The organism is Campylobacter concisus (genome assembly GCF_003048985.1).
Lineage (GTDB): Bacteria > Campylobacterota > Campylobacteria > Campylobacterales > Campylobacteraceae > Campylobacter_A > Campylobacter_A concisus_AY.
Window position 1 is genome coordinate 1 of record NZ_PIRS01000015.1, and the last position, 24,942, is coordinate 24,942.

General features: G+C 39.1%; 28 protein-coding genes and 1 pseudogene. 28 read left to right on the forward strand and 1 reads right to left on the reverse strand.

Translation table 11 applies throughout. The features are described from left to right. From CVS91_RS10530 to CVS91_RS10235, 10 genes and pseudogenes are all read left to right on the forward strand, one after another. Window positions 1-98 (forward strand): annotated as a pseudogene (locus tag CVS91_RS10530) (single-stranded DNA-binding protein); the annotation flags it as partial. Window positions 99-181: 83 nt separating this feature from the next. Then, window positions 182-1,180 carry an adenine-specific methyltransferase EcoRI family protein gene (locus CVS91_RS09350; protein WP_107831746.1) on the forward strand — a complete coding sequence of 333 codons (999 nt, stop codon included), beginning with the start codon at window positions 182-184 and terminating at the stop codon, window positions 1,178-1,180. 21 nt (window positions 1,181-1,201) lie between these two features. Next, the gene (locus CVS91_RS09355) at window positions 1,202-1,456 is read left to right on the forward strand and encodes a hypothetical protein (protein ID WP_234409690.1); all 255 of its coding nucleotides are present in this window, start codon (window positions 1,202-1,204) and stop codon (window positions 1,454-1,456) included. 161 nt (window positions 1,457-1,617) lie between these two features. Continuing rightward, the gene (locus CVS91_RS09360) at window positions 1,618-2,262 is read left to right on the forward strand and encodes an AAA family ATPase (RefSeq protein WP_021092016.1); all 645 of its coding nucleotides are present in this window, start codon (window positions 1,618-1,620) and stop codon (window positions 2,260-2,262) included. 232 nt (window positions 2,263-2,494) lie between these two features. Beyond that, a complete protein-coding gene (locus CVS91_RS09365; protein WP_107831748.1) occupies window positions 2,495-2,716 on the forward strand; it encodes a hypothetical protein in 222 nt (73 codons plus the stop codon). A gap of 40 nt (window positions 2,717-2,756) precedes the next feature. After that, window positions 2,757-3,086: a hypothetical protein gene (locus tag CVS91_RS09370; protein ID WP_107831750.1), complete on the forward strand. Its 330-nt coding sequence runs from the start codon at window positions 2,757-2,759 to the stop codon at window positions 3,084-3,086. 20 nt (window positions 3,087-3,106) lie between these two features. Then, window positions 3,107-3,343, forward strand: coding sequence for a hypothetical protein (locus CVS91_RS09375; RefSeq protein ID WP_107831752.1), 237 nt, complete (start codon window positions 3,107-3,109; stop codon window positions 3,341-3,343). Then, entirely contained in the window at window positions 3,306-3,509 is a 204-nt protein-coding gene (locus CVS91_RS09380; protein WP_103594667.1) for a hypothetical protein, read from the forward strand. Before CVS91_RS09375 ends, CVS91_RS09380 begins: the two co-directional genes overlap by 38 nt. 87 nt (window positions 3,510-3,596) lie before the next feature. Next, the gene (locus CVS91_RS09385) at window positions 3,597-4,163 is read left to right on the forward strand and encodes a hypothetical protein (RefSeq protein WP_107831754.1); all 567 of its coding nucleotides are present in this window, start codon (window positions 3,597-3,599) and stop codon (window positions 4,161-4,163) included. 17 nt (window positions 4,164-4,180) lie between these two features. Then, complete coding sequence (locus CVS91_RS10235; protein ID WP_159071415.1) at window positions 4,181-4,342, forward strand: hypothetical protein; 162 nt, start codon at window positions 4,181-4,183, stop codon at window positions 4,340-4,342. Between the two features lie 13 nt (window positions 4,343-4,355). On the opposite strand, the gene CVS91_RS09390 is transcribed toward CVS91_RS10235, so the two are convergent. Beyond that, complete coding sequence (locus CVS91_RS09390) at window positions 4,356-5,120, reverse strand: replication initiation protein (protein ID WP_234402919.1); 765 nt, start codon at window positions 5,118-5,120, stop codon at window positions 4,356-4,358. A 123-nt stretch (window positions 5,121-5,243) separates the two neighbouring features. On the opposite strand from CVS91_RS09390, the gene CVS91_RS09395 reads away from it, so the two are divergent. The 18 genes from CVS91_RS09395 (at window position 5,244) to CVS91_RS09480 (ending at window position 24,940) form a co-directional block, all read left to right on the forward strand. Next, complete coding sequence (locus CVS91_RS09395) at window positions 5,244-6,236, forward strand: transaldolase (protein ID WP_107831756.1); 993 nt, start codon at window positions 5,244-5,246, stop codon at window positions 6,234-6,236. Continuing rightward, window positions 6,236-7,396: a type IV pilus twitching motility protein PilT gene (locus CVS91_RS09400; RefSeq protein ID WP_107831758.1), complete on the forward strand. Its 1,161-nt coding sequence runs from the start codon at window positions 6,236-6,238 to the stop codon at window positions 7,394-7,396. Before CVS91_RS09395 ends, CVS91_RS09400 begins: the two co-directional genes overlap by 1 nt. A 67-nt stretch (window positions 7,397-7,463) precedes the next feature. Then, the gene (locus tag CVS91_RS09405; RefSeq protein WP_002939542.1) at window positions 7,464-8,000 is read left to right on the forward strand and encodes a 50S ribosomal protein L25/general stress protein Ctc; all 537 of its coding nucleotides are present in this window, start codon (window positions 7,464-7,466) and stop codon (window positions 7,998-8,000) included. Between the two features lie 11 nt (window positions 8,001-8,011). Then, a complete protein-coding gene (gene pth / locus CVS91_RS09410; protein ID WP_107831760.1) occupies window positions 8,012-8,560 on the forward strand; it encodes an aminoacyl-tRNA hydrolase in 549 nt (182 codons plus the stop codon). Beyond that, on the forward strand, window positions 8,557-9,621 hold the full coding sequence (locus tag CVS91_RS09415; protein ID WP_107831762.1) for an LptF/LptG family permease: 1,065 nt from the start codon (window positions 8,557-8,559) through the stop codon (window positions 9,619-9,621). Before pth ends, CVS91_RS09415 begins: the two co-directional genes overlap by 4 nt. Window positions 9,622-9,676: 55 nt before the next feature. Next, complete coding sequence (gene lysA / locus CVS91_RS09420) at window positions 9,677-10,900, forward strand: diaminopimelate decarboxylase (RefSeq protein ID WP_107831764.1); 1,224 nt, start codon at window positions 9,677-9,679, stop codon at window positions 10,898-10,900. After that, entirely contained in the window at window positions 10,884-11,963 is a 1,080-nt protein-coding gene (pheA, locus tag CVS91_RS09425) for a prephenate dehydratase (RefSeq protein WP_009294657.1), read from the forward strand. Before lysA ends, pheA begins: the two co-directional genes overlap by 17 nt. Beyond that, on the forward strand, window positions 11,963-13,060 hold the full coding sequence (hisC, locus tag CVS91_RS09430; protein ID WP_107831766.1) for a histidinol-phosphate transaminase: 1,098 nt from the start codon (window positions 11,963-11,965) through the stop codon (window positions 13,058-13,060). The genes pheA and hisC overlap by 1 nt, the downstream gene beginning before the upstream one ends. 4 nt (window positions 13,061-13,064) lie before the next feature. Beyond that, window positions 13,065-14,762 carry a flagellar basal-body MS-ring/collar protein FliF gene (fliF, locus tag CVS91_RS09435; protein WP_107831768.1) on the forward strand — a complete coding sequence of 566 codons (1,698 nt, stop codon included), beginning with the start codon at window positions 13,065-13,067 and terminating at the stop codon, window positions 14,760-14,762. Further along, complete coding sequence (gene fliG / locus CVS91_RS09440) at window positions 14,762-15,793, forward strand: flagellar motor switch protein FliG (protein ID WP_021087878.1); 1,032 nt, start codon at window positions 14,762-14,764, stop codon at window positions 15,791-15,793. The genes fliF and fliG overlap by 1 nt, the downstream gene beginning before the upstream one ends. After that, window positions 15,790-16,656 carry a flagellar assembly protein FliH gene (gene fliH, locus CVS91_RS09445; RefSeq protein ID WP_103558755.1) on the forward strand — a complete coding sequence of 289 codons (867 nt, stop codon included), beginning with the start codon at window positions 15,790-15,792 and terminating at the stop codon, window positions 16,654-16,656. Before fliG ends, fliH begins: the two co-directional genes overlap by 4 nt. After that, window positions 16,649-18,475, forward strand: coding sequence for a 1-deoxy-D-xylulose-5-phosphate synthase (dxs, locus tag CVS91_RS09450; RefSeq protein WP_107831770.1), 1,827 nt, complete (start codon window positions 16,649-16,651; stop codon window positions 18,473-18,475). Before fliH ends, dxs begins: the two co-directional genes overlap by 8 nt. A gap of 71 nt (window positions 18,476-18,546) precedes the next feature. Further along, the gene (locus CVS91_RS09455; RefSeq protein ID WP_009294652.1) at window positions 18,547-18,957 is read left to right on the forward strand and encodes a Fur family transcriptional regulator; all 411 of its coding nucleotides are present in this window, start codon (window positions 18,547-18,549) and stop codon (window positions 18,955-18,957) included. A 139-nt stretch (window positions 18,958-19,096) separates the two neighbouring features. After that, window positions 19,097-20,503, forward strand: a complete 1,407-nt coding sequence (locus tag CVS91_RS09460) for a CHAD domain-containing protein (protein WP_234409691.1) — start codon at window positions 19,097-19,099, stop codon at window positions 20,501-20,503. Between the two features lie 13 nt (window positions 20,504-20,516). Beyond that, window positions 20,517-21,239, forward strand: a complete 723-nt coding sequence (gene ubiE, locus CVS91_RS09465) for a bifunctional demethylmenaquinone methyltransferase/2-methoxy-6-polyprenyl-1,4-benzoquinol methylase UbiE (RefSeq protein WP_107831772.1) — start codon at window positions 20,517-20,519, stop codon at window positions 21,237-21,239. Further along, on the forward strand, window positions 21,232-22,398 hold the full coding sequence (gene xseA / locus CVS91_RS09470) for an exodeoxyribonuclease VII large subunit (RefSeq protein WP_107831774.1): 1,167 nt from the start codon (window positions 21,232-21,234) through the stop codon (window positions 22,396-22,398). The genes ubiE and xseA overlap by 8 nt, the downstream gene beginning before the upstream one ends. Before the next feature lie 2 nt (window positions 22,399-22,400). Then, the gene (gene serC / locus CVS91_RS09475) at window positions 22,401-23,480 is read left to right on the forward strand and encodes a phosphoserine transaminase (protein ID WP_107831775.1); all 1,080 of its coding nucleotides are present in this window, start codon (window positions 22,401-22,403) and stop codon (window positions 23,478-23,480) included. Beyond that, window positions 23,480-24,940: a class I SAM-dependent methyltransferase gene (locus CVS91_RS09480; protein WP_107831778.1), complete on the forward strand. Its 1,461-nt coding sequence runs from the start codon at window positions 23,480-23,482 to the stop codon at window positions 24,938-24,940. Before serC ends, CVS91_RS09480 begins: the two co-directional genes overlap by 1 nt. Window positions 24,941-24,942: the final 2 nt, after the last annotated feature.

Sequence of the window (24,942 nt, forward strand, 5' to 3'; positions counted from 1 at the left end):
GATTGAAATTCGACCAATGGACAGACAATAATGGACAAAATAGGAGCAAACATAGCATTGTCGTTGATAAAATGGTAATGCTTGATGGCAAAAAGCAGGAAATTAACGAAAAGGAAACGCCAAACGAACGAGAAGAACAAACTGAAAAAACCGAGTATGTGCAAGGGGAATAAGCAGTAAAATGCAAAATTTAACCCAAAGCGAAAGAGCTCAAAGCTGGTTATCGGACAAAGATAAAAGAGCCAATATCTACTTCATGAGTGCAAAATATGACGTAGATGATGAGTTTTATACGAGTTTCGATGAGATAAGAGCCGAAATACAAGATTATAGAACACATTTTAAAGGCAAAGTAGTAGTATGCCCTTGCAACGACGGCAAGAAAAGCAACTTTTATAGATACTTTGCCTTAAATTTTAAATCCCTAGAGCTAAAAAAGCTAATTACAACGACGTACAATATTAAAGAGCCAAAATCAAAGGGGATGAAAATAGAGATCAGCGAGAGCGGAATAAATGAGACGATGTTGCAAGGGAACGGTGATTTTAGAAGCAAAGAAGTAAGACATATTATAGCAAGTGGCGATATAATAGTCACAAATCCACCTTTCTCCCTTTTTCGCGACTTAATAGAAATTGTAGAAAAACAAAACAAGAAATTTTTAATAGTTGGCGGAACCTACTCAATTACGTATAAAAAAATATTTGAGCTATACAAAAATGGTAAAATTTGGCTAGGCAATCATCAAGTAAATATTTTCACACGACCAGACGGCAGTAAGAAGCGTTTTAGCAACATATCATGGTTCACAAATTTAAAAAGCATAAAACACCAAAATGGTATAAGATTAACCCAAAAGTATAAGGGCAATGAAAATAAATACCCAGAGTACGATAATTACAAGATCATAGAAGTCAAAAATTGCAAGGACATACCAATTGACTATGACGGAGTAATTGGTATACCGCTAACATTTTTTTTAAGGCACAACCCAGCACAATTTAAAATTTTAGGCTGTGACTTTGAAATTAAAGACAAATACCCTGAGCTAGTTAAGCATACCTACAAAGAAAACAACACAAAATCAGCGGTTCTAAAAGGGCAAGAGCTTTTTACAAGGATCATTATACAAAGAAAAGGCGGATTAAAGCCTAGAGCAAGAATATTAAATCAATTTTAGGTAGCAAAAGGACAAAAGTGCATGAAGAAGAAAAACAAGCTAGAGCTTTTCAATACCCCAGCAAAGCGGTTTATGTGGGTTTTTGCATTTATAAATTTATTTGGGATCGGCATAAATACTATTTTATATCTTTTAAAAAAACCAAATAAAATAGAGACCCTACTCAATGCAGATGCCTTTTTTATAGCTCTCGCTATTATGTGCTATATAATTTTTAACGTAATGCTATATTTTATTATCAAGATAAATTTTATTATTTCAGAAAGAAAAGAATAATTTTTATAAAATACTATTGTTTTATTTATAAAAAAATATTCAATATATAATTTTTATTCTTTAGATATTTATTTAAAATACTATTTAATAATTTAATATTTTATTATTTATTAAGTTTAAAAGTATATAATCATTTAAAAATCTAAGACAAAGGAATAAAAATGATTGTTTCTATATGTAATGAAAAAGGCGGAAGCGGTAAAAGCACCCTAGCTACTAATATAGCGATAAACCAAGGTATTGTAAAAGGCGAACCACTATTATTGGTCGATACAGACCCACAGAAGTCAATAGCCACATTTTTAAATATACGAAACGAAGAAAACCACCCAAAAGCATTTGACTTTGCTTATAAATATGGCGAAGAACTAAAAGTATTCCTGCAGGACAACAAAACAAAAAGGGATATAGTGATCGATACAGGTGGGCGAGATAGTCGAGAAATGAGAATAGCAATAGCACTAAGCGATATTGTTATAATTCCGACAATTCCAAGCCAGTTTGACGTAAGCGTCCTTGATAAAATGGTAAACATAATCAAGATGGCAAAGGAGCAAAACACTAATCTGCAAACATATATTGTGATCAATAGAGCGTCCACAAATCCATTTTTAGCCAAAAAAGTAGAAAGTCTCAAGAATTTTATAAAAGAAATTCAAGAAGACTATATAAAACTAGCAGAAACAATTATATTTGAAAGAGAGCGATATAAAATTGCGACCCAACTGGGACTAAGTGTAGTTGAAATGAACGACGGCAACAAAACTGAGCAAGAAATCAAAAATTTATGCAGTGAGATATTTTAAAAAATGAAGATAATAGTAGCATCGACAAAAGCGATGTGTAAATTTAAAAAGGGGAAAGAAGAAAAGCATTTTTTTATATTTTACTTATAATTTTCACTGAAAAAAATATTTTTTATATTATTTAAATTTTATATATTTTTTAATCATTTATTAGTTTATTTTTGCTTATTTTATTATTTTTTAAGCAAATTTTCACTATAATAAACTAAATTCAATAAGGAAAGGATACAAAATGGAAAAAACAAGAGATGAGCTAATCAAGGTTGGAGCTTACATAGAATCTAAAAATGGTATAGAGTTCTATGTTAAAATCACTAAGATAGAAGGCTCAAATGTAACCGTTAGTTGGAGAAATGATTACGACGAAGAAAACTCTCAGGTAATTCCTAAGTCTATCATTAAAGTAGATGGCGATGGCGAATTAAGTGTTCCAAATTGGACAATAAGAAGGTAGTCAGCGGATTGTTAAAATATAGTAAGAAGCAGATATAAAAATGAGACCAACTAATTTCAAACAAGAGACAATGGAACTCATAGGAGATCACAAAGTAGATGAGTATATGCTTAAATTCTCAAGAGATTGGTGTTGCTCTACTATTACCAGCTACAAGGGTAAAGGAGAAATCCCTTGGAATGAGATACAAGCAAGTATGCTTAACTATGACAAAGGATATGGCTCACAATACTGGAAGGGTTGGATAACCTTTAAGGACATCCCTGATTGGCTAGAACGTGAAGAATATGATGGTGCTGAGTGGTGGGCTTGGAGAAGTAAGCCTAGTTTAGAAAAAGAGGAGAGAAAGACTAATGAGCGGGATATATAATTGATTTTAAAGGACACAAAGTGAGTATTATATATGTCTGTGATAGCTGTGGCGCACAAAGCGATGATGACGTTAAGGTGTATGAATTTAGCGAAGAAGCTAAAAATTACACTGGAATTAACGAATACGAGCATTTATGCGCGGAGTGCCTAAAAGATATAAACGAAGATAAAAATTTGTGCGTAGTAAAGGGCATTATAAAAGTCAAGGATAAGAAATATGATAAAAGAACAAAAGCTACAAAACCTAGTGAATAATGCTAAATATATATTTTCGTTAATTGCGCAAAGAGATAGGCTAAATTCTAATATAGCCAACTTAAAAGCGGATGTTGAAAAGGCTGGATATGAGATAGGTGAAGATGAAAACGGCAAATTTTTAGCACGTAAGCTAAAAAGAAAAGTTGATAAAATTTATCTGTAAAAAGGAGCAAAAGATGAGTAGAGAAGCTATAGGGTAGTAATAAATTTTATAAAATGTTACAATCAAATTAAAAAAAGGGAAAAAGAGATGGATTTTAAAAGAATAAGCAATTCTACTGACAAATTAGATGAATTTATAGCTGGAGCAGATAGTCAAAAGGAGCAATCTACAAAAAAAGGCAAGGTATCGGTTGGAACTAAATTTTCTAAAGAACTAGGCATAAAAATACGCAAGAAATATCCAACATATACGCTAGCAAAATTTATAGAATTAGCATTAACAACGCCTATACCATATATAAAAGATGAAGTGCTTGTAACGATCTATGACCAAGCAAAATGGCATAATACGAGCATGAGCGAATTTGTAAGATTTAAAATGGGATTGATAGAAGCCCCACAGCCAAATGACGCAAAAGAGAAAGAGCATCAACAAAACTATATAGTATTTGTAAGTGAAGCAAAGAAAGAAAAGATAAGACAAATCGCAGAAAGCCTAGAAATAAGTATTTTAACCTATTCAGACATTAAAATTCTAGCAACATACGAGCTAAAAGATATTTTCACATTTGATGAACTAATGCAATTTAAGGCGGAAGCGAACAACTTTGACCTAGATCTGGAAGAATATATAGCCATGAGAATAAAAGGTTGATAAGCCAAGAAGCAAAAATGACGAAAAAAATTAAAAATAATCTTATAAAAATCCATAAAATTTTAGTAAGAATGTTTAAAAATAAAAATAACGATGAGCATAGTAAAAGGCAAAATTTACCTACCCCAAAAGCTGAGCAAATAAATTTTGATGTTCAAAAGCTAGAGCTAGATTATTAGGATAAAAGCAAAATCAAGCATCCTCATTTAACATAAACCTAAAAGAGTAACCGATAATATTTTTCTTAGAGCCATCGGCTAATTTTTTTTCAAAAGTAAGCTTTTTAAAGTAATTTTTATCAAGCTCTTTGATTGATGGCTTAATTACGAAGCGATCTAAATCTGACGCATTATAAGTTGCAGGAGTGCTCATAAAATTTTCAAAATCAGTCCTGTTTAAATTAACACACTTACAACCATCTTTATCGGATCTTATGTTTTCATATTGAAGCAGGAGTCGGTAAAGGGTCTTGGCAAATTTACTTCGGATTGAAATAAAATCGTGTAAATTTATCCTCATAAATTTTAAAGTACCAAATAGAATATCAAGAGCTCTACTATTTAATCTAAACCTTAGCATTTGCTTATTTCTGTATGTATCAATATCAATAAAAAAAACCCCAACAGACGTGATCTCGTCGTCCCCAGTAGTCTCGACACTCCTATATATCGCCGCACCATTTTGCCCTAAAACTTTTAGTCTAAAATTTTGCATTTCTTCATTAAATCTAGTTTTATTTAAACCACTTGGGAAGAAATCGTAAAAGGCAGAATAGGGCATTTCTATAAAACCCTTATTCTCAGAATAGCCCAATTGCTTTGCATACCAGCAAATAGTAAAAAAGATATCATAATCCCTAGATGTAAAATTTACTGGAAATAATATCGAATTCATTTTGTTGCGAAAAACGAGCGTTCCATTGCTTTCTATACGAGCTACTCTAGTAGTTTTTAGCACGAAATTACCTTTCTCAAAATAGAAAGACATTTCACACATTTTTTTACCTCAAAGTTCAATTTTAGAATTTCGATAGTAAAATACGTTCAATTTATTACAGCTTAAATTTTATAAGGTGAAAAAATGTATGACAATGAAGCTAAATTTTCTCTTTGGTGTGACTTTATAGAGAGAGACTTTTTACAAAACGAATTCAACTCTTTGCTAGAAAAAGGCGTTATAAACGGAGCTACAAGCAACCCAGCTATCTTTAAAACAGCTTTTGCATCACCTGCTTACAAACAGATCATACAAAACAGCAACAAGCGTCATCCAAAAGACCTCTATGAAATTTTAGCGACCCAAGATATCAAGATCGCCGCATGTAAAATGCTAAAAAACTACGCAAATGGCGACGATGGCTTTGTTAGCATCGAGGTTGATCCAAATTTAAGTGGCGAAACAGCTGCGACGATAGAAGAGGGCATCAGGCTTCACAACCTTATCTCAATGCCAAATGTCATGATAAAAATTCCAGCTACAAAAGAGGGTTATGAAGCGATGAGCGCACTCATGGCAAGAGGCATCAGCGTAAATGCGACGCTCATTTTCTCGCCAGATCAGGCCAAAAACTGCCTAGAGGCCTTTAAAGAGGGTAGCAAAGCTTATGCAAGCCGCTTTGTGGATACGACGATGCCAAAGGGTGTGATCAGCGTTTTTGTTAGTAGATTTGACAGAAAGCTTGATGAGACAATGGCCGCAAAGAGCCTACCAACAGGGCAGATCGGTATAATGAACGCTGCAAATATCTATCATATCATTGAGGATTTTGGTTTAGAAAACGTAAGGACACTTTTTGCAAGCACTGGCGTAAAAGGTGGTGGCTTAAGAGAGGATTATTACGTTAGGGAGCTAATGTATAAAAACTCTATAAACACAGCTCCGATAGATACGATAAAAGAATTTATAAAGGAAAAAGCTGAGGCAAAAAATGCCCCTAGCAAAGAGAATATCGCAAGCTTTTTTCACATCATAAAAAATAATGAGATCGATATAAATGCTACTTATAAAGAGCTTTTAAATGATGGCTTAAAGCAGTTTGTTGCAGCATTTGACGACATTATGAAATCACTTTAATGACCAAACAAGACCTAGACTCATATCTGTGTTCTTTAGTAGATAAAGGCGGCAGCGACCTTCATCTAAAGTCTGCAAGCCTTGTTTATGGTAGATTTAATGGTGAGATCATGCCACTTAGCGAAGAAAATTTGGGCCCTAGTGACGCAGTGGCTATCGCAAAAGAGCTTTTGGGGGCTAAATTTGATGAGTTTATGGAGAAAAAAGACATAGATTTTTCTTATAAACTAAATGATGAGTACTGCTTTCGTGTAAATATGTTTTTGCAGATAAATGGAATTTCTGCTGTCTTTCGTGTCACTCCAACAAAAATCCCAACCATAAAAGATCTAAATTTACCAAGCGTGATAGAAAAAATTTGCACAGAGACCACTCGTGGCATCATCCTAGTGACTGGCCCAACTGGAAGCGGCAAGACGACAACGCTTGCAAGCATGATAAATTTCATAAACCAAACAAAAAGATCGCACATCGTGACTATCGAAGATCCGATTGAGTATGTATTTAACGACGATAAAAGTATAATCAATCAGCGCTCTATCGGGGCAGATGCGCTAAATTTCTCAGATGCACTAAGGGCTTCACTTAGAGAAGATCCTGACATCATCTTGGTGGGTGAGATGAGAGATCTTGAGACGATTGAGACTGCCATTAGAGCTGCTGAGACTGGCCACTTGGTGCTTTCGACACTCCACACGCTTGATGCAAAAGAGAGCGTAAATAGAATAGTAAATAGCTTCCCGCAAGGCGAGCGAGATAAGGTCAGCCTTATGTTTTCTTCGGTGCTTGCTTGCGTCATCTCACAAAGGCTAGTTAAGACGCTTTTTGGCACAAGACGCCCAGCAGTCGAGATCATGAGAAAAAATACCCGCATAAAAGAGCTCATATCTGAAGAGAAATTTGACGAGATCGATCTTGCCATAGCTGAGTCAAAAAATACTTATGGCATGCAAACTTTTGATCAGCACCTGCTTGAGCTTTATGAAAATAAGATAATTAGTGCCGAAGTAGCACTTGATAATGCTAGCAATAGGGGCGACTTGCAGCTTAAGATAAAAAGCTCAAATGTAGCAGGTTTTAGCTTTGAAAATGGTGTAAATTTTGGCAAACCTCAAAGCAAACAAGATCAACCTGAAGTGATCGCACTTAAAGAAATTTAGTAAGCTTTATGTGAAATTTATAAAGCATTAGATAAAATCAGCACCTATTTTTTATGAAAGGAAAACGATGTTAGAAGGTATCGTTAGAGAGAGTATCGGTAAGAAGTCTGCGAAGGCTTTGAGAAGAGATGGTTATCTAATCGCCAACATTTATGGCAAGGGATTAGAGAATGTTGCAGCTGCTTTTAAAGTAAATGACTTTATCAAAGAAGCACGCAAAAAAGAGAGCCTTGCTTTTGATGTAAAAGTAGGCGGAAAAGTTTATAATGTCGTTATTGTTGATTACCAAAGAGATGTTGTTACAAGCGATCTTAAACACGTAGATCTAAAAGTAGCGCTCCCTGGCGTTTTATCAAAATATATGATCCCAGTTAAGCCAGTTGGAACACCTATTGGTCTTAAAAATAAGGGCGTTTTGATACAGTCAAAAAGACGTCTTTGCGTAAAATGCACGGCTGAAAATTTACCAAATTCATTTGACGTTGATGTAAGCAAACTTGACATTGATGATACGATTTTGGTTCGTGATATCACAGCTCCTAAAGGCGTTACTATCATTGACGCTGACCGTGTTGCGGTACTTGGAGTTATTAAAGCTAAATAAAAAGGGCTTTTGTGACACTAATAGCGGGGCTGGGAAATCCTGGTCCCAAATACGAAAACACTAGACACAACATGGGCTTTATGCTTATAGACCTCCTAAAAGACTCAAATTTCAAAGATGTTAGCTCAGCTAAATTTCAAGGCGAAGTTTTTAAATTTAACGACATTATCTTGCTAAAACCAACGACCTTTATGAACCTTTCAGGTCAAAGCGTAAAGGCAGTAAAAGACTTTTATAAGCCAGATAGGATCATCGTCATCCACGACGATCTTGACCTTAGTTTTGGCGCGGTTAAATTTAAAAAAGGCGGCAGTAGCGGCGGACACAACGGCATAAAATCAATCGACGGACTAATAGGCAACGACTACGAAAGAGTGCGCGTAGGTATCGGACATGAGGGCGATGCTAAAAATTTTGTCCTTGGCGAGTTTAGTGGCGAGGAGAAAAAGGCTTTAGATGAAATTTTAGCCTATACAAAAAATGCAGTTTGCGAGCTACTAAAGAGCGATATCAATGAAATTTCACAAAAATTTACGGTAAAAAAAGGTCTTATCAAATGAAACTATACGCCAGATACGTTGGCTGGGTCTATATAAAATCTTTTCTTATCGTATTTTTAGCGCTTGAGCTATTTTATGTTGGCATTGACCTGCTTACAAATTTAAAAGATCTGCCGCCATCTGCGAACCTTCAGCTACTCTACGTTGGCCTTACTGCACTAAGTGCCATTAGCTACGTTTTGCCACTTTCACTCATTTTTGCGCTAATAATTTTACATGTAAATATGGTCAGATCAAACGAGCTAATCAGCTTTTATGCCCTTGGCATCAGCAAAAACAAGCTCATTTTACCGCCATTTCTTATCGCATTTTTTGTGACGATTTTTTATGTTGGGCTAAATTTTACGCCATTTGCTTATGCACATGACTATCAAAAAAGTATCGCTAAAAACACCGCTTTTTCAAAAAGTACAAACGACTCATTTTTGAAATTTGAAGGCAAATTTATCTATATAAAAGAGCTAAACTCAGCCAAGCAAAGAGCAAATGATGTGAGAATTTTTGACATTAATGGCACCGACTTGCTCTCAACAACTTTTGCCGACCACGCTAAATTTAAAGACAATGAGTGGGTTTTAGAAGATGTAAATCAGACCTTTTTGCCTCAAAATTTAGAGCTTGGCGAAAATGGCTTTAGCAAGGTAAAAAGTGAAAATTTAGATGCGCTAAGAGGCTTTAAGCCAAAGAGCATTGAAAGTGCTGCAAGCGTTGAAAACTCGAAATTTAACATACCTGACGCGATAAATTTTATAAAGACATTTAAAAACGAAGGCATAGGGCTTGATAGCGCGAGGACTGCATTTTATAACCTTGCTATCACGCCATTTTTTGCGCCATTTTTATTGCTTATTTTCTACTATCATTTGCCAGTAACTGGCAGGTTTTTTAACCTCGCACTCTCAACATTTATCTTTGTCGTCATAACACTCGTAGTTTGGGGACTTCTCTTTATCTTAACCAAATTTGCTCAAACCTCTGTCATCTTGCCAGAGATCGGCATGGTTTTCCCTGTTATTTTGCTTTTTGCATACGCCATTTATCTCATAAAATCGCATCGTTAAGCCAAATTTTGGCAACTTTTTTGTAAAATCAAGCCATTTTAAAAAAGGCTATTTTATGGATTTTAAAGAGCTTGCAAGCAAATACAAAACCCCACTTTACGTTTATGATTTTAACTACATTAAAGAGCGCTACGAGGCGCTAAAAAACGCATTTTACGCTAGAAAATCTCTAGTTTGCTACGCTGTAAAAGCAAACTCAAATTTAAGTGTTTTAAAATTTCTGGCTGATCTTGGAGCTGGATTTGACTGCGTGAGCATCGGCGAGGTCAAAAGAGCGCTTTTGGCAGGAGCCAAGAGATATCAGATCATCTTTAGCGGCGTTGGCAAGAGCGATGAAGAGCTAAAAGAGGCTTTAGAAAATGAAATTTTGCTGATAAATGTTGAGAGTTTTGCCGAACTTTTAAGGCTTGAAGAGATAGCAAAAGGGCTAAATTTAAAGGCAAGGATCAGCATCAGGGTAAATCCTAGTGTTGATGCTAAAACGCACCCATATATCTCGACAGGGCTAAATGAAAACAAATTTGGCGTCGATGCGCAGACAGCTAAAAAGATGTATATCCACGCTAAAGCTTCAGAGTTTCTTGAGCCAACTGGCATACACTTCCACATCGGCTCGCAGCTAACTTCACTAAGCCCGATAATAGACGCCGCAAAGATCGTTAGCGAGCTTTTAAGAGAGCTAAGAGCGCTTGAGATCGATATCAAATTCTTTGACGTTGGCGGCGGACTTGGCATCATCTATAACGACGAAAAAGAGATAAATTTATACGACTACGCACAAGGAATTTTAGGCGCACTAAAAGGTCAAGATGTAACCATCGTTTGCGAGCCAGGACGCTTTATCGTGGGCAATGCTGGCTACTTTGTGGCAAGCGTTTTATATGAGAAATTTAATGGCAAAAAGAGATTTGTCATCACTGATGGCGCGATGAATGATCTCATAAGACCAAGCCTTTATGGCGCGCATCATAAAATTTTTGTTGATGGCAAGGATGAAAATTTAGGCACTTGCGACGTTGTCGGTCCAGTTTGCGAAAGCGGCGACTTTTTAGCAAAAGATATCAATCTGCCAGAGTGTGAAAGTGGCGACATCATCGTGGTTAAAGGGGCTGGAGCTTATGGATTTAGCATGAGCTCAAACTACAACACAAGAAACAGAGCCGCTGAAGTTTGCGTGCTTGATGGCAAAGATAGGCTGATAAGAAGACGTGAGTGCTTTGAGGATGTCGTGGCACCTGAGATAGAATTTTTGGAGAGCGCTGATGCAAGAGCTAAATGAGCTTAGAAAAGAGATCGATAGTATCGATGATCTCATCTTAAATAAACTAAATGAGAGGATGAAGCTTGTTGAGCAGATCGGCAAGCTAAAGCAAACGACTGGGACGCCTATATATCGCCCTGAACGCGAGCGAGCCATCATAAATCGCTTAACTAGCCTTAGCAAAGATAAAGCTTTAAATAAGGCTGCGATCGAGGCTATTTATCTTGAAATTTTTGCTGTTAGTAGAAATTTAGAGATGCCTCAAAAGATCGTCTATCTAGGGCCTGAGGGCACTTATACACATCAAGCGGCGCAAAGTAGATTTGGTGCGATGAGTGCATATCTGCCACTTGCTACGATCGAGGCAGTTTTTACGAAGCTAGCTCAAAAAGAGGCAAAATACGGTGTCGTGCCTATCGAAAACAACACTGAAGGCGCTGTTGGAGCTACGCTTGATTGTTTGAGTAAATTTGATGATATAAAGATAGTGGCAGAGCTCTACGTAGATATCCACCACAGCTTTGTTAGCATAAATGAAAATTTAAAAGAGATAAAGCGAATTTATTCGCATCCGCAAGGCTACAACCAGTGCCGTAAATTTTTAGAAGATCACTTGCTAAATGAGGTCGAATTTGTTCCAGCCAAATCAACCGCAGCAGCTGCTTATATGGCATCTATGGATAGAGAATCAGCCGCCATTTGCTCAAAAATCGCAGCTAAAATTTATAACGTGCCAATCGTCTATGAAACGATCGAAGATAATATGGCAAACAGAACGAGATTTTTGATCCTAAGTGATTTTAAAAATGCCAAGGTTGAAAACTCGAAAACTTCGATCCTAGCAAAGACTGATCACAGCCCAGGACGCCTTGCTGATCTGCTTTCTATCTTTAAAAATGAGAATATCAATATCACGAAACTTGAGTCACGCCCTATCAAACAGCGCGAATTTAAGTCAATTTTTTACCTTGACTTTGAAGGGCATATCGACGATGAGAAGGTGCAAAACGCCTTTGAACTCGCAAAAGAGAGCGGCGCTGAGATAACGTGGCTTGGAAGCTATTTAAACGGAGATGAGTAATGAAATTTAATGACTTTTTAGATGATCTAGTAAATTACGAGGCTGGAAAGCCAATCGAGCTTGTAGTTAGAGAGTTTGGCATCGATGCAAAAGATGTGATAAAGCTAGCGAGCAATGAAAATCCATTTGGCACGAGCAAACGCGTAGAAGAGGCGCTAAAAGAGGTCGCTAAAAACGCACATCTCTATCCAGATGATAGCTACTTTGAGCTAAAAGAGGGGCTTGCTAAGAAATTTGGCGTAACTAGCAAAAATTTAATCATCGGCTCTGGAAGCGACCAGATCATAGAGTTTGCACTGCACGCAAAGGCGAACAAGCAAAGTGGTGTTTTGATGGCTGGCGTGACATTTGCGATGTATGAAATTTATGCAAAACAAACTGGGGCTAAAATTTACCGCACAAAGAGCGTGGAGCATAATTTGAGTGAGTTTTTAGAAATTTATAATGCGCACAAAGATGAAATTTCTGTCATCTTTCTTTGCCTACCAAACAACCCTTTGGGTGAGTGTATCGATGCCGATGAAGTCTATAAATTTATAAAAAACATTGATGAAAATACGCTTGTGGTGCTTGATTGTGCTTACAACGAATTTGCTAAATTTAAAGATAGCAAAAAAGAGATAAAGCCAAGCGAGGTGGTGAATTTTAAAAACGTAATTTATCTTGGCACTTTCTCAAAGGCATACGCACTTGGCGGCATGCGCGTTGGATACGGCGTGGCAAATGAAGAGATCATAGGCGCTCTTTCAAAGCTAAGAGCTCCTTTTAATATCACAACACCGAGCTTAAGAGCGGCGATCGTAGCACTTGGTGATGATGAATTTGTGCAAAAAACTATGCAAAACAACTTCGAGCAGATGAAGAGGTATGAGGAATTTGCAAGGCAAAATGGCATTGAGTTTATCCCAAGCTATACAAATTTCATCACATTTAAATTTAACGAGCCAAAATCGAGCCAGATATGCGAAAAGATGCTAAAAAAAGGTATAATTTTACGAGATTTAAAAAGCTATGCCTTAAATGCGGTGAGAATCACCATCGGTCAGGCATGGCAAAACGATAGAGTTTTTGAAGAGTTAGAGCAAATTTTAAAGTAGGGATATGGATTTTAAGGCATTACTTCATCAAATAAGTCAAATTTATCAAAAGCTTTCACTAAAACAAAAGATCGTCGCAGGCAGCTCGATCGTCTTAGTTGTGGCTTTTTTGGTATTTTTAACGCTTTACAAAAGTAAAAGTGATAGCTTTGCAGGATATAGCGTCCTTTTTGAAAACATCAGCCCAAGCGACTCAGCCTTAATAGTCGATCAGCTAAATAAAGATGGTATAAAGTATAAACTAGCAAATGAAGGCACTATCCTTGTGCCAACAAGCGATGTCTATAAAGAGCGTATCGCGGTTGCAACGCTTGGCATACCAAAAGAGAGTAAGATCGGCTTTGAAATTTTCGACAAGCAAGAATTTGGAGCTACTGATGCTGAGCAGAGAGTTAAATTTCAAAGAGCACTTGAGGGTGAGCTAGCTAGAACGATCGAGAGCCTCTCATCTATCCAAAAAGCAACCGTAAGAATAGCCATACCAAAAGAGAGCGTCTTTACTGAAAGACAAGCACTTCCGACCGCTTCTATCGTCGTTGAGCTAAAGCCAGGCGTTAGTCTAAACGCGAAGCAAATTTTTGGCATTAAAAACCTTGTGGCGGCCTCTGTTACAAATTTAAGCACCGAAAATGTAAAGATAGTAAATCAAGATGGCGTTGCACTTGGCGATGAAGATGGTGAATTTGATAGTGATGCCATAGCTCAGCAGATCCGCTATAAGCGCGAGTTTGAAAATAATTACGAGCAAAAGATCGTAAATGTCCTAGCTCCTATCGTAGGCGGGGCAGATAAGGTCGTAGCAAAGGTAAATATCGACTTTGACTTTGACAAAAAAGATACAAAAAGCGAGGTTTATGACCCAAATAACGTCGTAAGAAGCGAGAGCAACATCGAAGAAAAGCGTCAAGGCTCAGCTCCAAATGAAGTGGGTGGCGTCCCAGGTGCGGTTAGTAACATAGGTCCTGTTCAAGGACTAGATGATAGCACTTTAAAAGAGCAGTATAACAAGAGCTCACAGCAGACAAACTACGAAATTTCAAAGAAAGTGACAAATGTCAAAGGGCAGTTTGCGAGCATAAATAGAGTAAGCGCAGCTGTCGTTATAGACGGACTTTATCAGAACAAAAAGGACAAAGATGGCAAGCCAACTGGCGAGCTTGAATTTGCCCCGCTTACCAAAGAGCAAAGAGAATCAATCACAAATTTAATCAAGCAATCAATCGGCTACAATCAAAATAGAGGCGATGAGGTGAGCTTGGATAACTTCGAGTTTAAAACTGGCAAAGATGTCAGCACTGGCGAGAAGATGGATGGCTTTATGAATAACTACGTGATGCCTTTCTTGCCGCTACTAAAATACATCTTTGCAGCACTTCTACTCTACATCTTCTACAAAAAAGTCATAGTGCCATTTATGCAAAAGATGCTTGAAGAGACGAAAGAAGAAGAGGAGCAAGCCCAGGACGATCTTGAAGATATCGAGATGGATGCTGAAGATACGCTTGAGAAATTTAAAGCCGCTCGCAAGAAGGTCGAGGAGCAGCTTGGTCTTAGCGGTGAATTTAACGAAGACGAGCTAAAATACGACGTCCTTCTTGAAAAGATGAAGACGATAGTCACTGAACGAAGCGAGGAAATTTCAAATTTACTCCAAGATATGATTAAAAACGATAGTGACTTTAACATGCGTAAGGAAATTTGATGTCTATAAAACTAACCGATAAGCAAAAGATAATATATGACGATCTTTCGATGCCAGAAAAGATCGCTATTTTACTAATCCAGCTTGGCGAAGAGGCGACAGCTCTTATGTTTTCTCATATGGATGTTGATATCATCACTGAAATTTCGGGCTACATAGCGACTTCAAAAAATATAGACAAGCAAGTAGCAGGCGCTATCTTGGAAGAATTTTACGCTCTCATGCAGTCAAATCAATATATGAGAAGCGGTGGCTTAGAGTATGCAAAAGAAATTTTATACCGCACATTTGGTCCAGAAGCTGCTCAGAAAATTTTAGACAAGCTTGCAAAAAGCATGGAGAACTCAAAGAGCTTTGGCTATCTTGATAAGATAAAGCCACAACAACTCGCAGACTTCATCGTAAAAGAGCACCCTCAAACTATCGCGCTAATCCTAGCCCACATGGACTCAACAAGTGCTGCCGAGACGCTAAGCTTTTTTTCAGATGAGCTAAGAAGCGAGGTGGTGATTAGGATGGCAAACCTTGGCGAGATCAGCCCATCAGTCATCAAGCGTGTCTCAACAGTGCTTGAGGGCAAACTTGAGAGCCTCACATCTTACAAGGTTGAGGTTGGTGGCCCAAGAGCTGTGGCAGAAGTGCTTAACAGACTTGGTCAAAAAGCCAGCAAAAGCACGATTGAGCGCATCGAACAAAGTGATGATAAGCTTGCTACAACGATCAAAGAGCTTATGTTTACCTTTGAAGATATTATCAACCTTAACGCAACTGCGATCAGAGAAATTCTCAAAAATGTGGATAAAAAAGATCTTATGATTGCATTTAAAGGAGCTAGTGATGGCATTAAGGATAAATTTTTATCAAATATGTCTCAGCGTGCAGCCGAAGCCTTCAAAGAGGAGATGCAATATCTTGGCGCTGTGCGTGTAAAAGACGTTGAAGAGGCGCAAAGACGCATCGTTGAGGTCGTTCAAGGTCTAGCTGATCAAGGTGTCTTCCAAGTTGGCGAAGCAGATGAGATGATAGAATGAAAAGTAGCGTAATAACAAGTGAGACCTCACCGGCTCACTTTATAGAAAATTATAGATTTAAGGTGCTTGGAAGTAACGAAAGAGCCCAAGATAGCACACCTGTTTTGATAGAAGAGAACAATCTTAGTGAAGAGCTAAATGAACAAAGCTTAGAGCAAGGTGGTGAAAATTTCGCACCTCAGATGCCGCACCCAGTGCAACCAAACATGCAAAATCACTTTGCACCTCAGTCTCAAAATAGCCAAGCTCACCAGCCTGGATTTGACTCTAGCTTTGTCGAGGAGCTGCTTAAAAAGACAGATGAGCTAAGCAGCAACATCATCAAGCTTCAAATGCAAATAGAAAATCAAGAGAGCGAATTTGCAAAGCGTCTTGAGGCTGAGATCGCCCGTGCAAAAGAGGATGGTAAAAACGAAGGCATCGCTCAAACAAACGCTGCAAATGAGGCAAAGATAAAAGAGCTTGAGGCTAAATTTAGTGCTTCAGCTGCAAAGTTAGATGAGCAGTACGCTAAATTTGATGAGTTTTTGAAAAAGAGCGAAGACGAGCTTGGCCAAACTGCGATAAAGATCGCAAAAGAGGTGATAGAAAAAGAGGTGTCAAGCGCTTCTAGCCAGATCGCTCATCACCTAGCAAATTCGCTTATAAAAGAGCTAAGCGACGTAAAAAATATAGAAATTCGCGTTAATCCTGAAGATAGCGAGTATCTAAAAGAGCAGTTTAGTAAAAACGAACGCGTAAAAGTAAGCGCTGATGATGCCATAAGCAAAGGTGGTGTGGTGATAATAAGCGAGGGCGGAAATATCGATGCGACGATGCAAACAAGGCTTGAAAAGCTAAAAATGCTGGTAAATAATGAATAAAGACGTTAAAAGCCTAAATGTCGATGAGCTAAACGCGCTCTGCCACGACATCAGAGATAAAATTTTAGCTACCGTTAGCAAAAATGGCGGCCATCTTAGCTCAAACATCGGTGCAGTCGAGATCATCGTTGTGATGCATAAAATTTTTGACGTTACAAAAGATCCATTTATCTTTGATGTGAGCCACCAAAGCTACGCGCATAAGCTGCTAACTGGGCGCTGGGAGAGCTTTGATACGCTTAGGAAATTTAACGGTATCAGCGGCTACACAAAGCCAAGCGAGAGTAAATTTGACTACTTTGTGGCAGGCCATAGCTCAACGTCCATTTCACTAGCAGTTGGCGCTGCAAAGGCGATCAAACTAAAAAATGAAGAGCGCTTGCCAGTAGCTGTCATAGGCGACGGCTCGCTAAGTGGCGGCATGGCGTACGAGGCACTAAATGAGCTGGGGGACAGAAAATATCCTTGCGTCATCATCCTAAATGACAACGAAATGAGCATAAGCAAGCCAATAGGCGCGCTTAGCAAGTATCTAAGCCAGATGATGGCAGGGCAGTTTTATCAAAAATTTAAAGGCAGGGTTGAGCGCTTTTTAAGCTATATGCCAGACTCTGCAGCCTACATGGCTAGACGCATGGAGGAGGGCATCAGGCTTATCACTCCTGGCATGTTTTTTGAAGAGCTTGGACTTGAGTACATAGGCCCAGTCGATGGACACGACCTTTCAGCGCTTCTTAGCACATTTGAAACAGCTAAAAATATGAAAAAACCAGTCATTGTGCACGTGCAGACGCTAAAGGGCAAAGGGTATGAATTTGCCGAGGGTTACTATGAAAATTGGCACGGAGTTGGGCCGTTTGATCTAAAAAGTGGCGAATTTATAAAAAGACAGTCAAACAAGTCAGCCACGGCGATCTTTAGCGAGCAGCTTTTAAAGATGGCAAGAGAGCATAGCGACATCGTTGGCGTAACGGCTGCGATGCCAACAGGCACTGGTATGGACGCGCTCATACATGAGTTTCCAGACCGCTTTTGGGATGTGGCGATAGCTGAGCAGCACGCAGTTACATCGATGTCAGCCATGGCAAAAGAGGGCTTTAAGCCATTTGTCGCGATATACTCGACCTTTATGCAAAGAGCCTACGATCAGGTCATTCACGACGCTTCTATATTAAATTTAAACATCACATTTGCGATGGATAGGGCAGGCATCGTGGGTGAGGACGGCGAAACGCATCAGGGTGCTTTTGATATCAGCTTTTTAAACGCTGTGCCAAACATGGTTCTTTTTGCCCCAAGGTGCGAAGAGAGCATGAAAAATGTTATGGAATTTGCCTACTCTTACAAGGGTGTTAGCGCGTTTAGATATCCGCGTGGGGCATTTATCTTAAGAGATGAGTTTAAAGCTAAACCGCTTGAATTTGGCAAGGGTGAAATTTTGGCTGACGCAAAGAGTGAGACCGCATTTTTAGGCTATGGCAATGGCGTTGGCAAGGCAAATTTGGTTAGAAATTTACTAGCTGGCAAGCTTGAGGTGATCTTAGTTGATCTAGTCTTTGTAAAGCCGCTTGATGGCGAGCTTTTATGTGAGCTAGCAAAACGCACTAAAAAGTGGTATATCTTTAGTGATAGCGCTAAAAAAGGCGGTGTTGGCGAGATCGTAAGTGCGTTTTTACAAGAAAATGGCATATCAAATGTAAGCGTTGTTAGCTTTGAATATGATGATAAATTTATCCAGCATGGCTCGACAGCTGAGGTCGAAAAGAGCCTTGGCATAAGCGCTGAGCAAATTACCCAAAAATTACTAGAGAATAATTAATATCATTTAATAAAGAAACGTTTAATATTACTTTTGCTAGCATAAAGCAAAAATTTGTATAGGGGAAAATTATGCAATATGTATCGTTGCTAAAACAGTCTGGGCTTAAAGTAACGCCGCAGCGTCTTAGCGTTTTGAGAATTCTTGATCGTCACACACATCCAACGATCGATGAGCTTTATGATGAAATTTTGAAAGAAAATCCATCAGTTTCGCTCGCAACTGTCTATAAAAACCTAAACACTCTAAAAGACGAGGGGTTAGTGGTTGAAGTAAATATCGTCAATCAAAAGGCGAGATACGACATTTATGAGCATCCGCACATCCACGTGGTTTGCGAAAACTGCGGTAGCGTCGAGGATATGAGCTATGATGACTCAGAGCTTGGCAAATACCAAGAAGCGCTTGAAAAAAAGATCGGTAACATCATCGAGCGCCTAAATATCGTTGCTAGCGTTAAAAGCTGTAAACACTGCCGATAAGGCAAAATTTATGTTGCATTACGCAACATAAATTTTTATTTTTCTTCATAAAACACTTCAAACAAGCCTGAAATTAGCTTTTTTCTCATTATTTTAAGCACTAACTCGCTAAAATAAGCAAAAAATTTCGGAGAAAAATGTGGGTTTGGAGATAGAGCGTAAATTTTTACTCAAAAATTCTCAAATTCTAGATTTTCTAAAAGAGGCTGGGGTAGTTTTTAAGCACCTTGAAATTTCTCAGTTTTACACCAAGATCACGCAAAATGAAGAGATCCGCTTCAGAAGCGAAGAGGGTAAATTTATAAAAACGATCAAGGTCGGCAAAGATCTTATAAGAGAAGAAAACGAGGAATTTTGCGAAAAGGCGGAGTTTAAAAAGGCTCTAAAAAACCGCATCGGGCGCGTAATCACAAAAGATAGATACATTTTTCGGCTAAATAATAACCCCTGCAACATCGATGTTTTTAAAGATAGCTTAAATGGACTTTGTACATTTGAGATCGAATTTTCTGATGAAAATGAGGCTATATATTTTAAACTGCCACCATTTTTGGAGCAGTTTTGTAAGGCCGATGTCACCTGCGATAAAAGATATAAAAACAAATTTCTAGCCATCCACGCAAACGAAAATGAACAAATCGACTACAAAAGAGCCTACAATGTCTTTAAAAACAAAGAAATTTCGCCAAATTTCGCTGCAAATTTAAAAAGCGGCGAGGCTTTAAGGGCTTTGTTTTTAAGCATCTCTAAAGAGATAAAGAGACTAAAGAGCGACTATCTGCAAGATCATGACGAAGAAATTTTGCACAATCTGCGTGTAAATTTAAGAAAAGTTAGGTCGCTACTTAAAATTTTTAACGGCGTTTTTGATGAGAAAGTGACGCTCTTTTTTGGAGAGAATTTTAAAATTTTGGCAAACTCAACCAACAAAAAGCGAGACCTAGACATATTTCTTGGCTTTTTAAGCGAGCAAAAGCATGCAAATGAGCTAATTTACTTTGTGCAAAAGGCTCTAAATTTAGAGTATGAAAACGTTAAAAGCTACCTTAGCGACGAGGAAAACTACGCATTTTTAAAAGAGTGGGAGATATTTTTAAACGAGGGCGAGTTTTATAGATCAAAGCTCTTTGACGTGAGCCTTTCGCGCCTTGGCTCGTTTAAGCTAAGAACGCTTCTAGTTCTAGCACAAAAAAGGCTAAAAGGCCTCAATCAAGACTGCCCAAATGAGAGCTTTCACAAGATCAGGATCGAGCTTAAAAAGGTGAGATATACTTACGAGTTTTTGAGTGAGATTTTTTATTTTGACGGGCTTAAAAAGTATGAAGAGCGGCTAAAAGATATGCAAGAGATCTTTGGTGCGCTTCAAGACTATGATGTCTGGCTGGGCATCTTAGAGCGCTTGCCAGTGGCTGCTGGTAAAGAAAAGCTAGAGAGTAAAATCTACAAACAAATTTACAAAACCAGAGAAGAGATACTAAAAAAACGGCTTAAATTTATAAAAGCAACTCGCAAGATCTCGCGAAATTTAAAAATTTACTACATATAAAGGTCTAAAATTTATGCAAAAACAAGAAAAAATAGTTGATATGTTTAACCAGATCGCTCCGACTTACGACGTCGCAAACAGGGTGCTAAGCCTTGGCGTGGATGTGAGCTGGAGGAAATTTGCCTGCAGATATATGCTAGAAATTTTTAAAAATAAAAGTATAAATATCGTGGATGTGGCATGCGGCACTGGCGATATGATGGGGCTTTGGAGTGAAATTTCAAAAGAATTTGGCGTAGAGGTGAAAAGCCTAACTGGCATCGACCCATCAAGCGGCATGCTAAAAGAGGCGAGAGCGAAATTTCCAAATTTTAAATTTATAGAGGCCTACGCTGATAATACGACGCTTGCAAGCGGTGAGGCTCAAATTTTAAGCATAAGCTACGGCATAAGAAACGTGGTCGAGCGAAAGGCTGCGCTTAGGGAATTTAATAGAGTGCTTGCTCAAGATGGCTACGTCGTCGTGCTCGAATTTACAAAGCGCCAGAAAAAGGGCTTTATAACTGCGCTAAGAGATTTTTACCTAAGTAAAATTTTGCCAAGTATCGGGGGTTTTATCTCAAAAAATAAAGAGGCGTATGAGTATCTGCCAAGCTCGATCGAAAATTTCTTGGACGCAAAGAGCTTTTGCGACGAGCTCATAGAGGCTGGCTTTGAGATAGAGCTTTGCAAGGGTTTTAGCATGGACATTTCAACGTTATTTATCGCTAAAAAGGTAAGAGAGATCAATGCTTAGCGTATCTGAGCTAAACGAAAAAGCAAAGGCACTGCTTGAAGCAACCCTTGACTACGTCGAGGTAAGTGGCGAAATTTCGCGCCTTACTAAGCACGCTTCTGGGCACTGGTACTTCACGCTAAAGGACGAAAAATCAAGCATCTCAGCCGTGATGTACCGCATGAATAACCAAAAGGTGAAATTTCTGCCAAAAGAGGGACTAAAGGTCAAAATTTATGGCAAAGTGACCATCTACTCGCCAAGTGGCTCGTATCAGCTGGTGGCTAGCGCGATGCTACCTGATGGCGAGGGCGAGCTTGAGCTTGCGTTTAGGCAGCTTAAAGAAAAGCTCGAAAACGATGGGCTTTTTGACATCAGCGCAAAAAAAGAGATACCAAATTTACCTAAAAAAATAGCCCTTGTCACAAGCGCCACTTCAGCTGCACTTCAGGATATGCTAAAGGTGGTAAGAAGCCGCTGGAGACTAAGTGAAATTTATATATTTGACGCGCTAACTCAGGGCGAAAGTGCTCCAAGCTCGCTTATAAAAGCCTTGCGCAGGGCTGATAAATACGGCGTCGATGTGATCGTTTTGGCTCGCGGAGGTGGTAGCAAAGAGGATCTTTGGTGCTTTAACGATGAGGGCTTAGCACGTGAAATTTACGCTACAAAAACGCCAGTCATAAGCGCTATCGGACACGAGATCGACTATGTTATAAGTGACTTTGTGGCAGACCGCAGATCGCTTACGCCAAGTGCAGCCATGCTTGATCTTTTGCCTGATGAAGAGGCGTTTTTTCAGTATCTTGACAGGCTCAGCGATGATCTTGATAGCGCATTAAATTTAAAGATCACAAAGAAGCAAAATTTATTAAATTTACTACTTTCTAAATTTTCATCAAACGCCCTAAAAGCTAGGATCGAGCTAAAATTTAGCGAGGTGGCAAACAAGCAAAACGCCCTAACAAACGCCGTGCAAAGAAAGCTCTTGCTTCTTAGCTCAGCTCTTGGCTCGCTAGAGAAGGCTTATGAGATGAGGGAGCTCTTTTTTGAGAGCACAAAGGGGCTTATCGAGGTTAGAAAAGATGGCAAGAGGGCTGATCTTAGGGATTTAAATTTGAATGATGAGATCGAGCTTATCTCGCAAAATACACATAAAAAAGCAATTATCAAGGAGTAAAAATGAGTAGAAAAATCAACTTTAGCGCAGGTCCAAGCGCGATACCGCTAGACGTTTTAGAGCACGCAAAGGCCGAATTTACCGACTACAGAGGCGAGGGCTACTCGATCATGGAGATCAGCCACAGAAGCAAGACCTTTGAGGAGATCCACTTTGGCGCGATGGAGAAGATAAGAAAGCTTTATGGCATCGGTGATGAGTATGAAATTTTATTTTTGCAAGGCGGCGCACACTTGCAATTTAGCATGATACCGATGAATTTATATCAAGGTGGCAGGGCTGAATATGCAAACACCGGCGTTTGGACAAACAAAGCGATCAAAGAGGCAAAAGTGCTTGGCGTAAATGTAGATGTCGTAGCAAGCAGCGAGGATGAAAATTTCTCTTACATCCCTGAGTTTAAATTTAGCGATGACGCCGACTACGCCTACATCTGCTCAAACAACACAATTTACGGCACGCAGTATAAGGCTATGCCAAAGACCAAATCGCCCCTTGTTGTCGATGCTTCGAGTGATTTTTTCGCTAGACCGCTTGATTTTAGCAGTATCGGCTTGCTTTACGGCGGCGCTCAGAAAAATGCAGGCCCAAGCGGCGTGACTATCGTCATTTTAAGAAAAGACCTAGTTGATCGCGTGAGCAGCCAAAATGTGCCTATGTTTTTGCGCTATAAAACGCACGTAGAGGCAAGCTCACTTTACAACACACCGCCAACTTTTGGAATTTATCTTTTAAATTTAACCATGCAGCACCTGCTAGATCTTGGCGGACTTGCTGAGGTTGAGAAGATAAATGCCAAAAAAGCAAGCACGCTTTATAGCATCATAGATAGCTCAAATGGCTTTTACGTGGGTCACGCTAAAAAATCAAGCAGATCAGACATGAACGTGAGCTTTACGATACCAAAAGATCATGCGCTTGAGCCAGTTTTCGTCGAAGAAGCGCTAAAAGAGGGCATGCTAGGGCTAAAGGGCCACAGACATCTTGGCGGCATAAGAGCCTCTATCTACAACGCCGTTAGCCAAAGCGACGTTGATAAACTTGGCGAGTTCATGAGAGAATTTGCCAGAAAGCACGGCTGATGAACAAGGCAAAAAAAGCTTACGACGAAATTCCTTATTTCTCAGCTGCATTTAGCGACTGCTCGCCCGTTAGGATAGAGGCGGTGGCTAAATTTCTGGGCTTAAAGGCGGCAAATTTAAAAGATGCCAGAGTGCTGGAGCTTGGCTCGTCATACGGCGGCAATATCTTGCCATTTGCAGCTTCTCACAAAGAGGCAAAGGTCGTTGGCATCGACATCTCAAGCCACCAAGTAGAAGAGGGCAACAAGATAGCAAAGAAGATGGGTTTAAAAAATTTCACCCTTCTCGAGCGTGACTTTTTGCACATGAATGAGCACGATATCAAGGAGCTTGGCGAGTTTGACTACATCATCGCTCACGGCGTTTATAGCTGGGTGAGCCCAAATGTAAGAGACGCGCTACTTGCAACGATAAAGGCGCTACTTAGCAAAGATGGCATCGCCTACGTCTCTTATAACACCTACCCAGGCTGGAAGAGCCTTGATATCTTAAGGGACTTCATGCTCTTTGCAAGCGCAAACAGGGGCGATAAAGAGTCGCTACCTCACGTCAAAGAGGAGTTAAATTTCTTGCAGGATTATTTGAAATTTAGCCTGCAAAACCAAAGCGATGTCGTCTATAAAGACAGCATGAAGCTACTTTTAACGCAGTTAAATTTCTTGCAGGGCATCATCGCAAAGGGGAGTGATTATTACATTTTGCACGACTTCTTGGAGGCTAGTAACGAGCCAACTTACTTTCATAAATTTGCTAAACACATCGATAAACACGGGCTTTGCTACGTCATAGACGCCTCACTAAATGATATCTTTGCAAGTTCAACTGGGATCTACCGCTTTGACGCGCACATCGAGCAAAGCTACAACACCCGCATCAAGAAAGAGCAGCTAAATGACTTTTTGTTTAATAGATCCTTTAGAAAGAGCCTCATCGCGCACAAAGAAAGGCTTGGTGGCGCTGAGGACTTTGATGCGGTGCTTGGAGAGAGCGAGCTTGATAGGGTTTATTTTGCATATTTTAGTGAGCAGCCAAGGACAAAAGCGCAAGAAATTTTAAGCAAAGCCTATCCGCAAAGTCTAAATTTAAGCGAAGTAAAGGCTGCACTTGGTGAGAGCGAGAGCGAAGCATTTATGGGGCTACTTGAAATTTTAAATGATCAAAACACCAAAATTTCATCATCAAAACTTGCAGCACTTGCTTATGAGCCTAAAAAAACTAGGCTAAAGCCTAGAGCTGCGGCATATCTGGGGTATTTTATGGAGGCTAGCTCGCCAGTCATATCTTTAGCAAATGAGCTAAATGGTAAGCTTAGTTTAAGCGTTGAAGAGATCAAAGCTGCCTTGAAATTTGACGGCAAAGCCAGCCTTAAAGAGATCGCAAAGGGCGTAAATTTAAGCGAAGATGAGCTAAAAGAGCTTGCTTTTAAACTAAGTGAAGCTTACTTTTTTGAAGAAATTTAAAA

What these genes read in the sequence shown, in the direction of transcription:
- CVS91_RS09365 (WP_107831748.1), top strand. Translation starts at nt 2,495, where the DNA reads ATGGAAAAAACAAGAGATGAGCTAATCAAGGTTGGAGCTTACATAGAA.
- dxs (WP_107831770.1), top strand. Translation starts at nt 16,649, where the DNA reads ATGAATAAAGACGTTAAAAGCCTAAATGTCGATGAGCTAAACGCGCTC.
- CVS91_RS09380 (WP_103594667.1), top strand. Translation starts at nt 3,306, where the DNA reads ATGATAAAAGAACAAAAGCTACAAAACCTAGTGAATAATGCTAAATAT.
- pheA (WP_009294657.1), top strand. Translation starts at nt 10,884, where the DNA reads ATGCAAGAGCTAAATGAGCTTAGAAAAGAGATCGATAGTATCGATGAT.
- fliF (WP_107831768.1), top strand. Translation starts at nt 13,065, where the DNA reads ATGGATTTTAAGGCATTACTTCATCAAATAAGTCAAATTTATCAAAAG.
- lysA (WP_107831764.1), top strand. Translation starts at nt 9,677, where the DNA reads ATGGATTTTAAAGAGCTTGCAAGCAAATACAAAACCCCACTTTACGTT.
- serC (WP_107831775.1), top strand. Translation starts at nt 22,401, where the DNA reads ATGAGTAGAAAAATCAACTTTAGCGCAGGTCCAAGCGCGATACCGCTA.
- xseA (WP_107831774.1), top strand. Translation starts at nt 21,232, where the DNA reads ATGCTTAGCGTATCTGAGCTAAACGAAAAAGCAAAGGCACTGCTTGAA.
- hisC (WP_107831766.1), top strand. Translation starts at nt 11,963, where the DNA reads ATGAAATTTAATGACTTTTTAGATGATCTAGTAAATTACGAGGCTGGA.
- ubiE (WP_107831772.1), top strand. Translation starts at nt 20,517, where the DNA reads ATGCAAAAACAAGAAAAAATAGTTGATATGTTTAACCAGATCGCTCCG.
- CVS91_RS09355 (WP_234409690.1), top strand. Translation starts at nt 1,202, where the DNA reads ATGAAGAAGAAAAACAAGCTAGAGCTTTTCAATACCCCAGCAAAGCGG.
- CVS91_RS09350 (WP_107831746.1), top strand. Translation starts at nt 182, where the DNA reads ATGCAAAATTTAACCCAAAGCGAAAGAGCTCAAAGCTGGTTATCGGAC.
- CVS91_RS09480 (WP_107831778.1), top strand. Translation starts at nt 23,480, where the DNA reads ATGAACAAGGCAAAAAAAGCTTACGACGAAATTCCTTATTTCTCAGCT.
- CVS91_RS09400 (WP_107831758.1), top strand. Translation starts at nt 6,236, where the DNA reads ATGACCAAACAAGACCTAGACTCATATCTGTGTTCTTTAGTAGATAAA.
- CVS91_RS09455 (WP_009294652.1), top strand. Translation starts at nt 18,547, where the DNA reads ATGCAATATGTATCGTTGCTAAAACAGTCTGGGCTTAAAGTAACGCCG.
- CVS91_RS09415 (WP_107831762.1), top strand. Translation starts at nt 8,557, where the DNA reads ATGAAACTATACGCCAGATACGTTGGCTGGGTCTATATAAAATCTTTT.
- CVS91_RS09370 (WP_107831750.1), top strand. Translation starts at nt 2,757, where the DNA reads ATGAGACCAACTAATTTCAAACAAGAGACAATGGAACTCATAGGAGAT.
- CVS91_RS09385 (WP_107831754.1), top strand. Translation starts at nt 3,597, where the DNA reads ATGGATTTTAAAAGAATAAGCAATTCTACTGACAAATTAGATGAATTT.
- fliH (WP_103558755.1), top strand. Translation starts at nt 15,790, where the DNA reads ATGAAAAGTAGCGTAATAACAAGTGAGACCTCACCGGCTCACTTTATA.
- CVS91_RS09405 (WP_002939542.1), top strand. Translation starts at nt 7,464, where the DNA reads ATGTTAGAAGGTATCGTTAGAGAGAGTATCGGTAAGAAGTCTGCGAAG.
- CVS91_RS09395 (WP_107831756.1), top strand. Translation starts at nt 5,244, where the DNA reads ATGTATGACAATGAAGCTAAATTTTCTCTTTGGTGTGACTTTATAGAG.
- CVS91_RS10235 (WP_159071415.1), top strand. Translation starts at nt 4,181, where the DNA reads ATGACGAAAAAAATTAAAAATAATCTTATAAAAATCCATAAAATTTTA.
- fliG (WP_021087878.1), top strand. Translation starts at nt 14,762, where the DNA reads ATGTCTATAAAACTAACCGATAAGCAAAAGATAATATATGACGATCTT.
- CVS91_RS09360 (WP_021092016.1), top strand. Translation starts at nt 1,618, where the DNA reads ATGATTGTTTCTATATGTAATGAAAAAGGCGGAAGCGGTAAAAGCACC.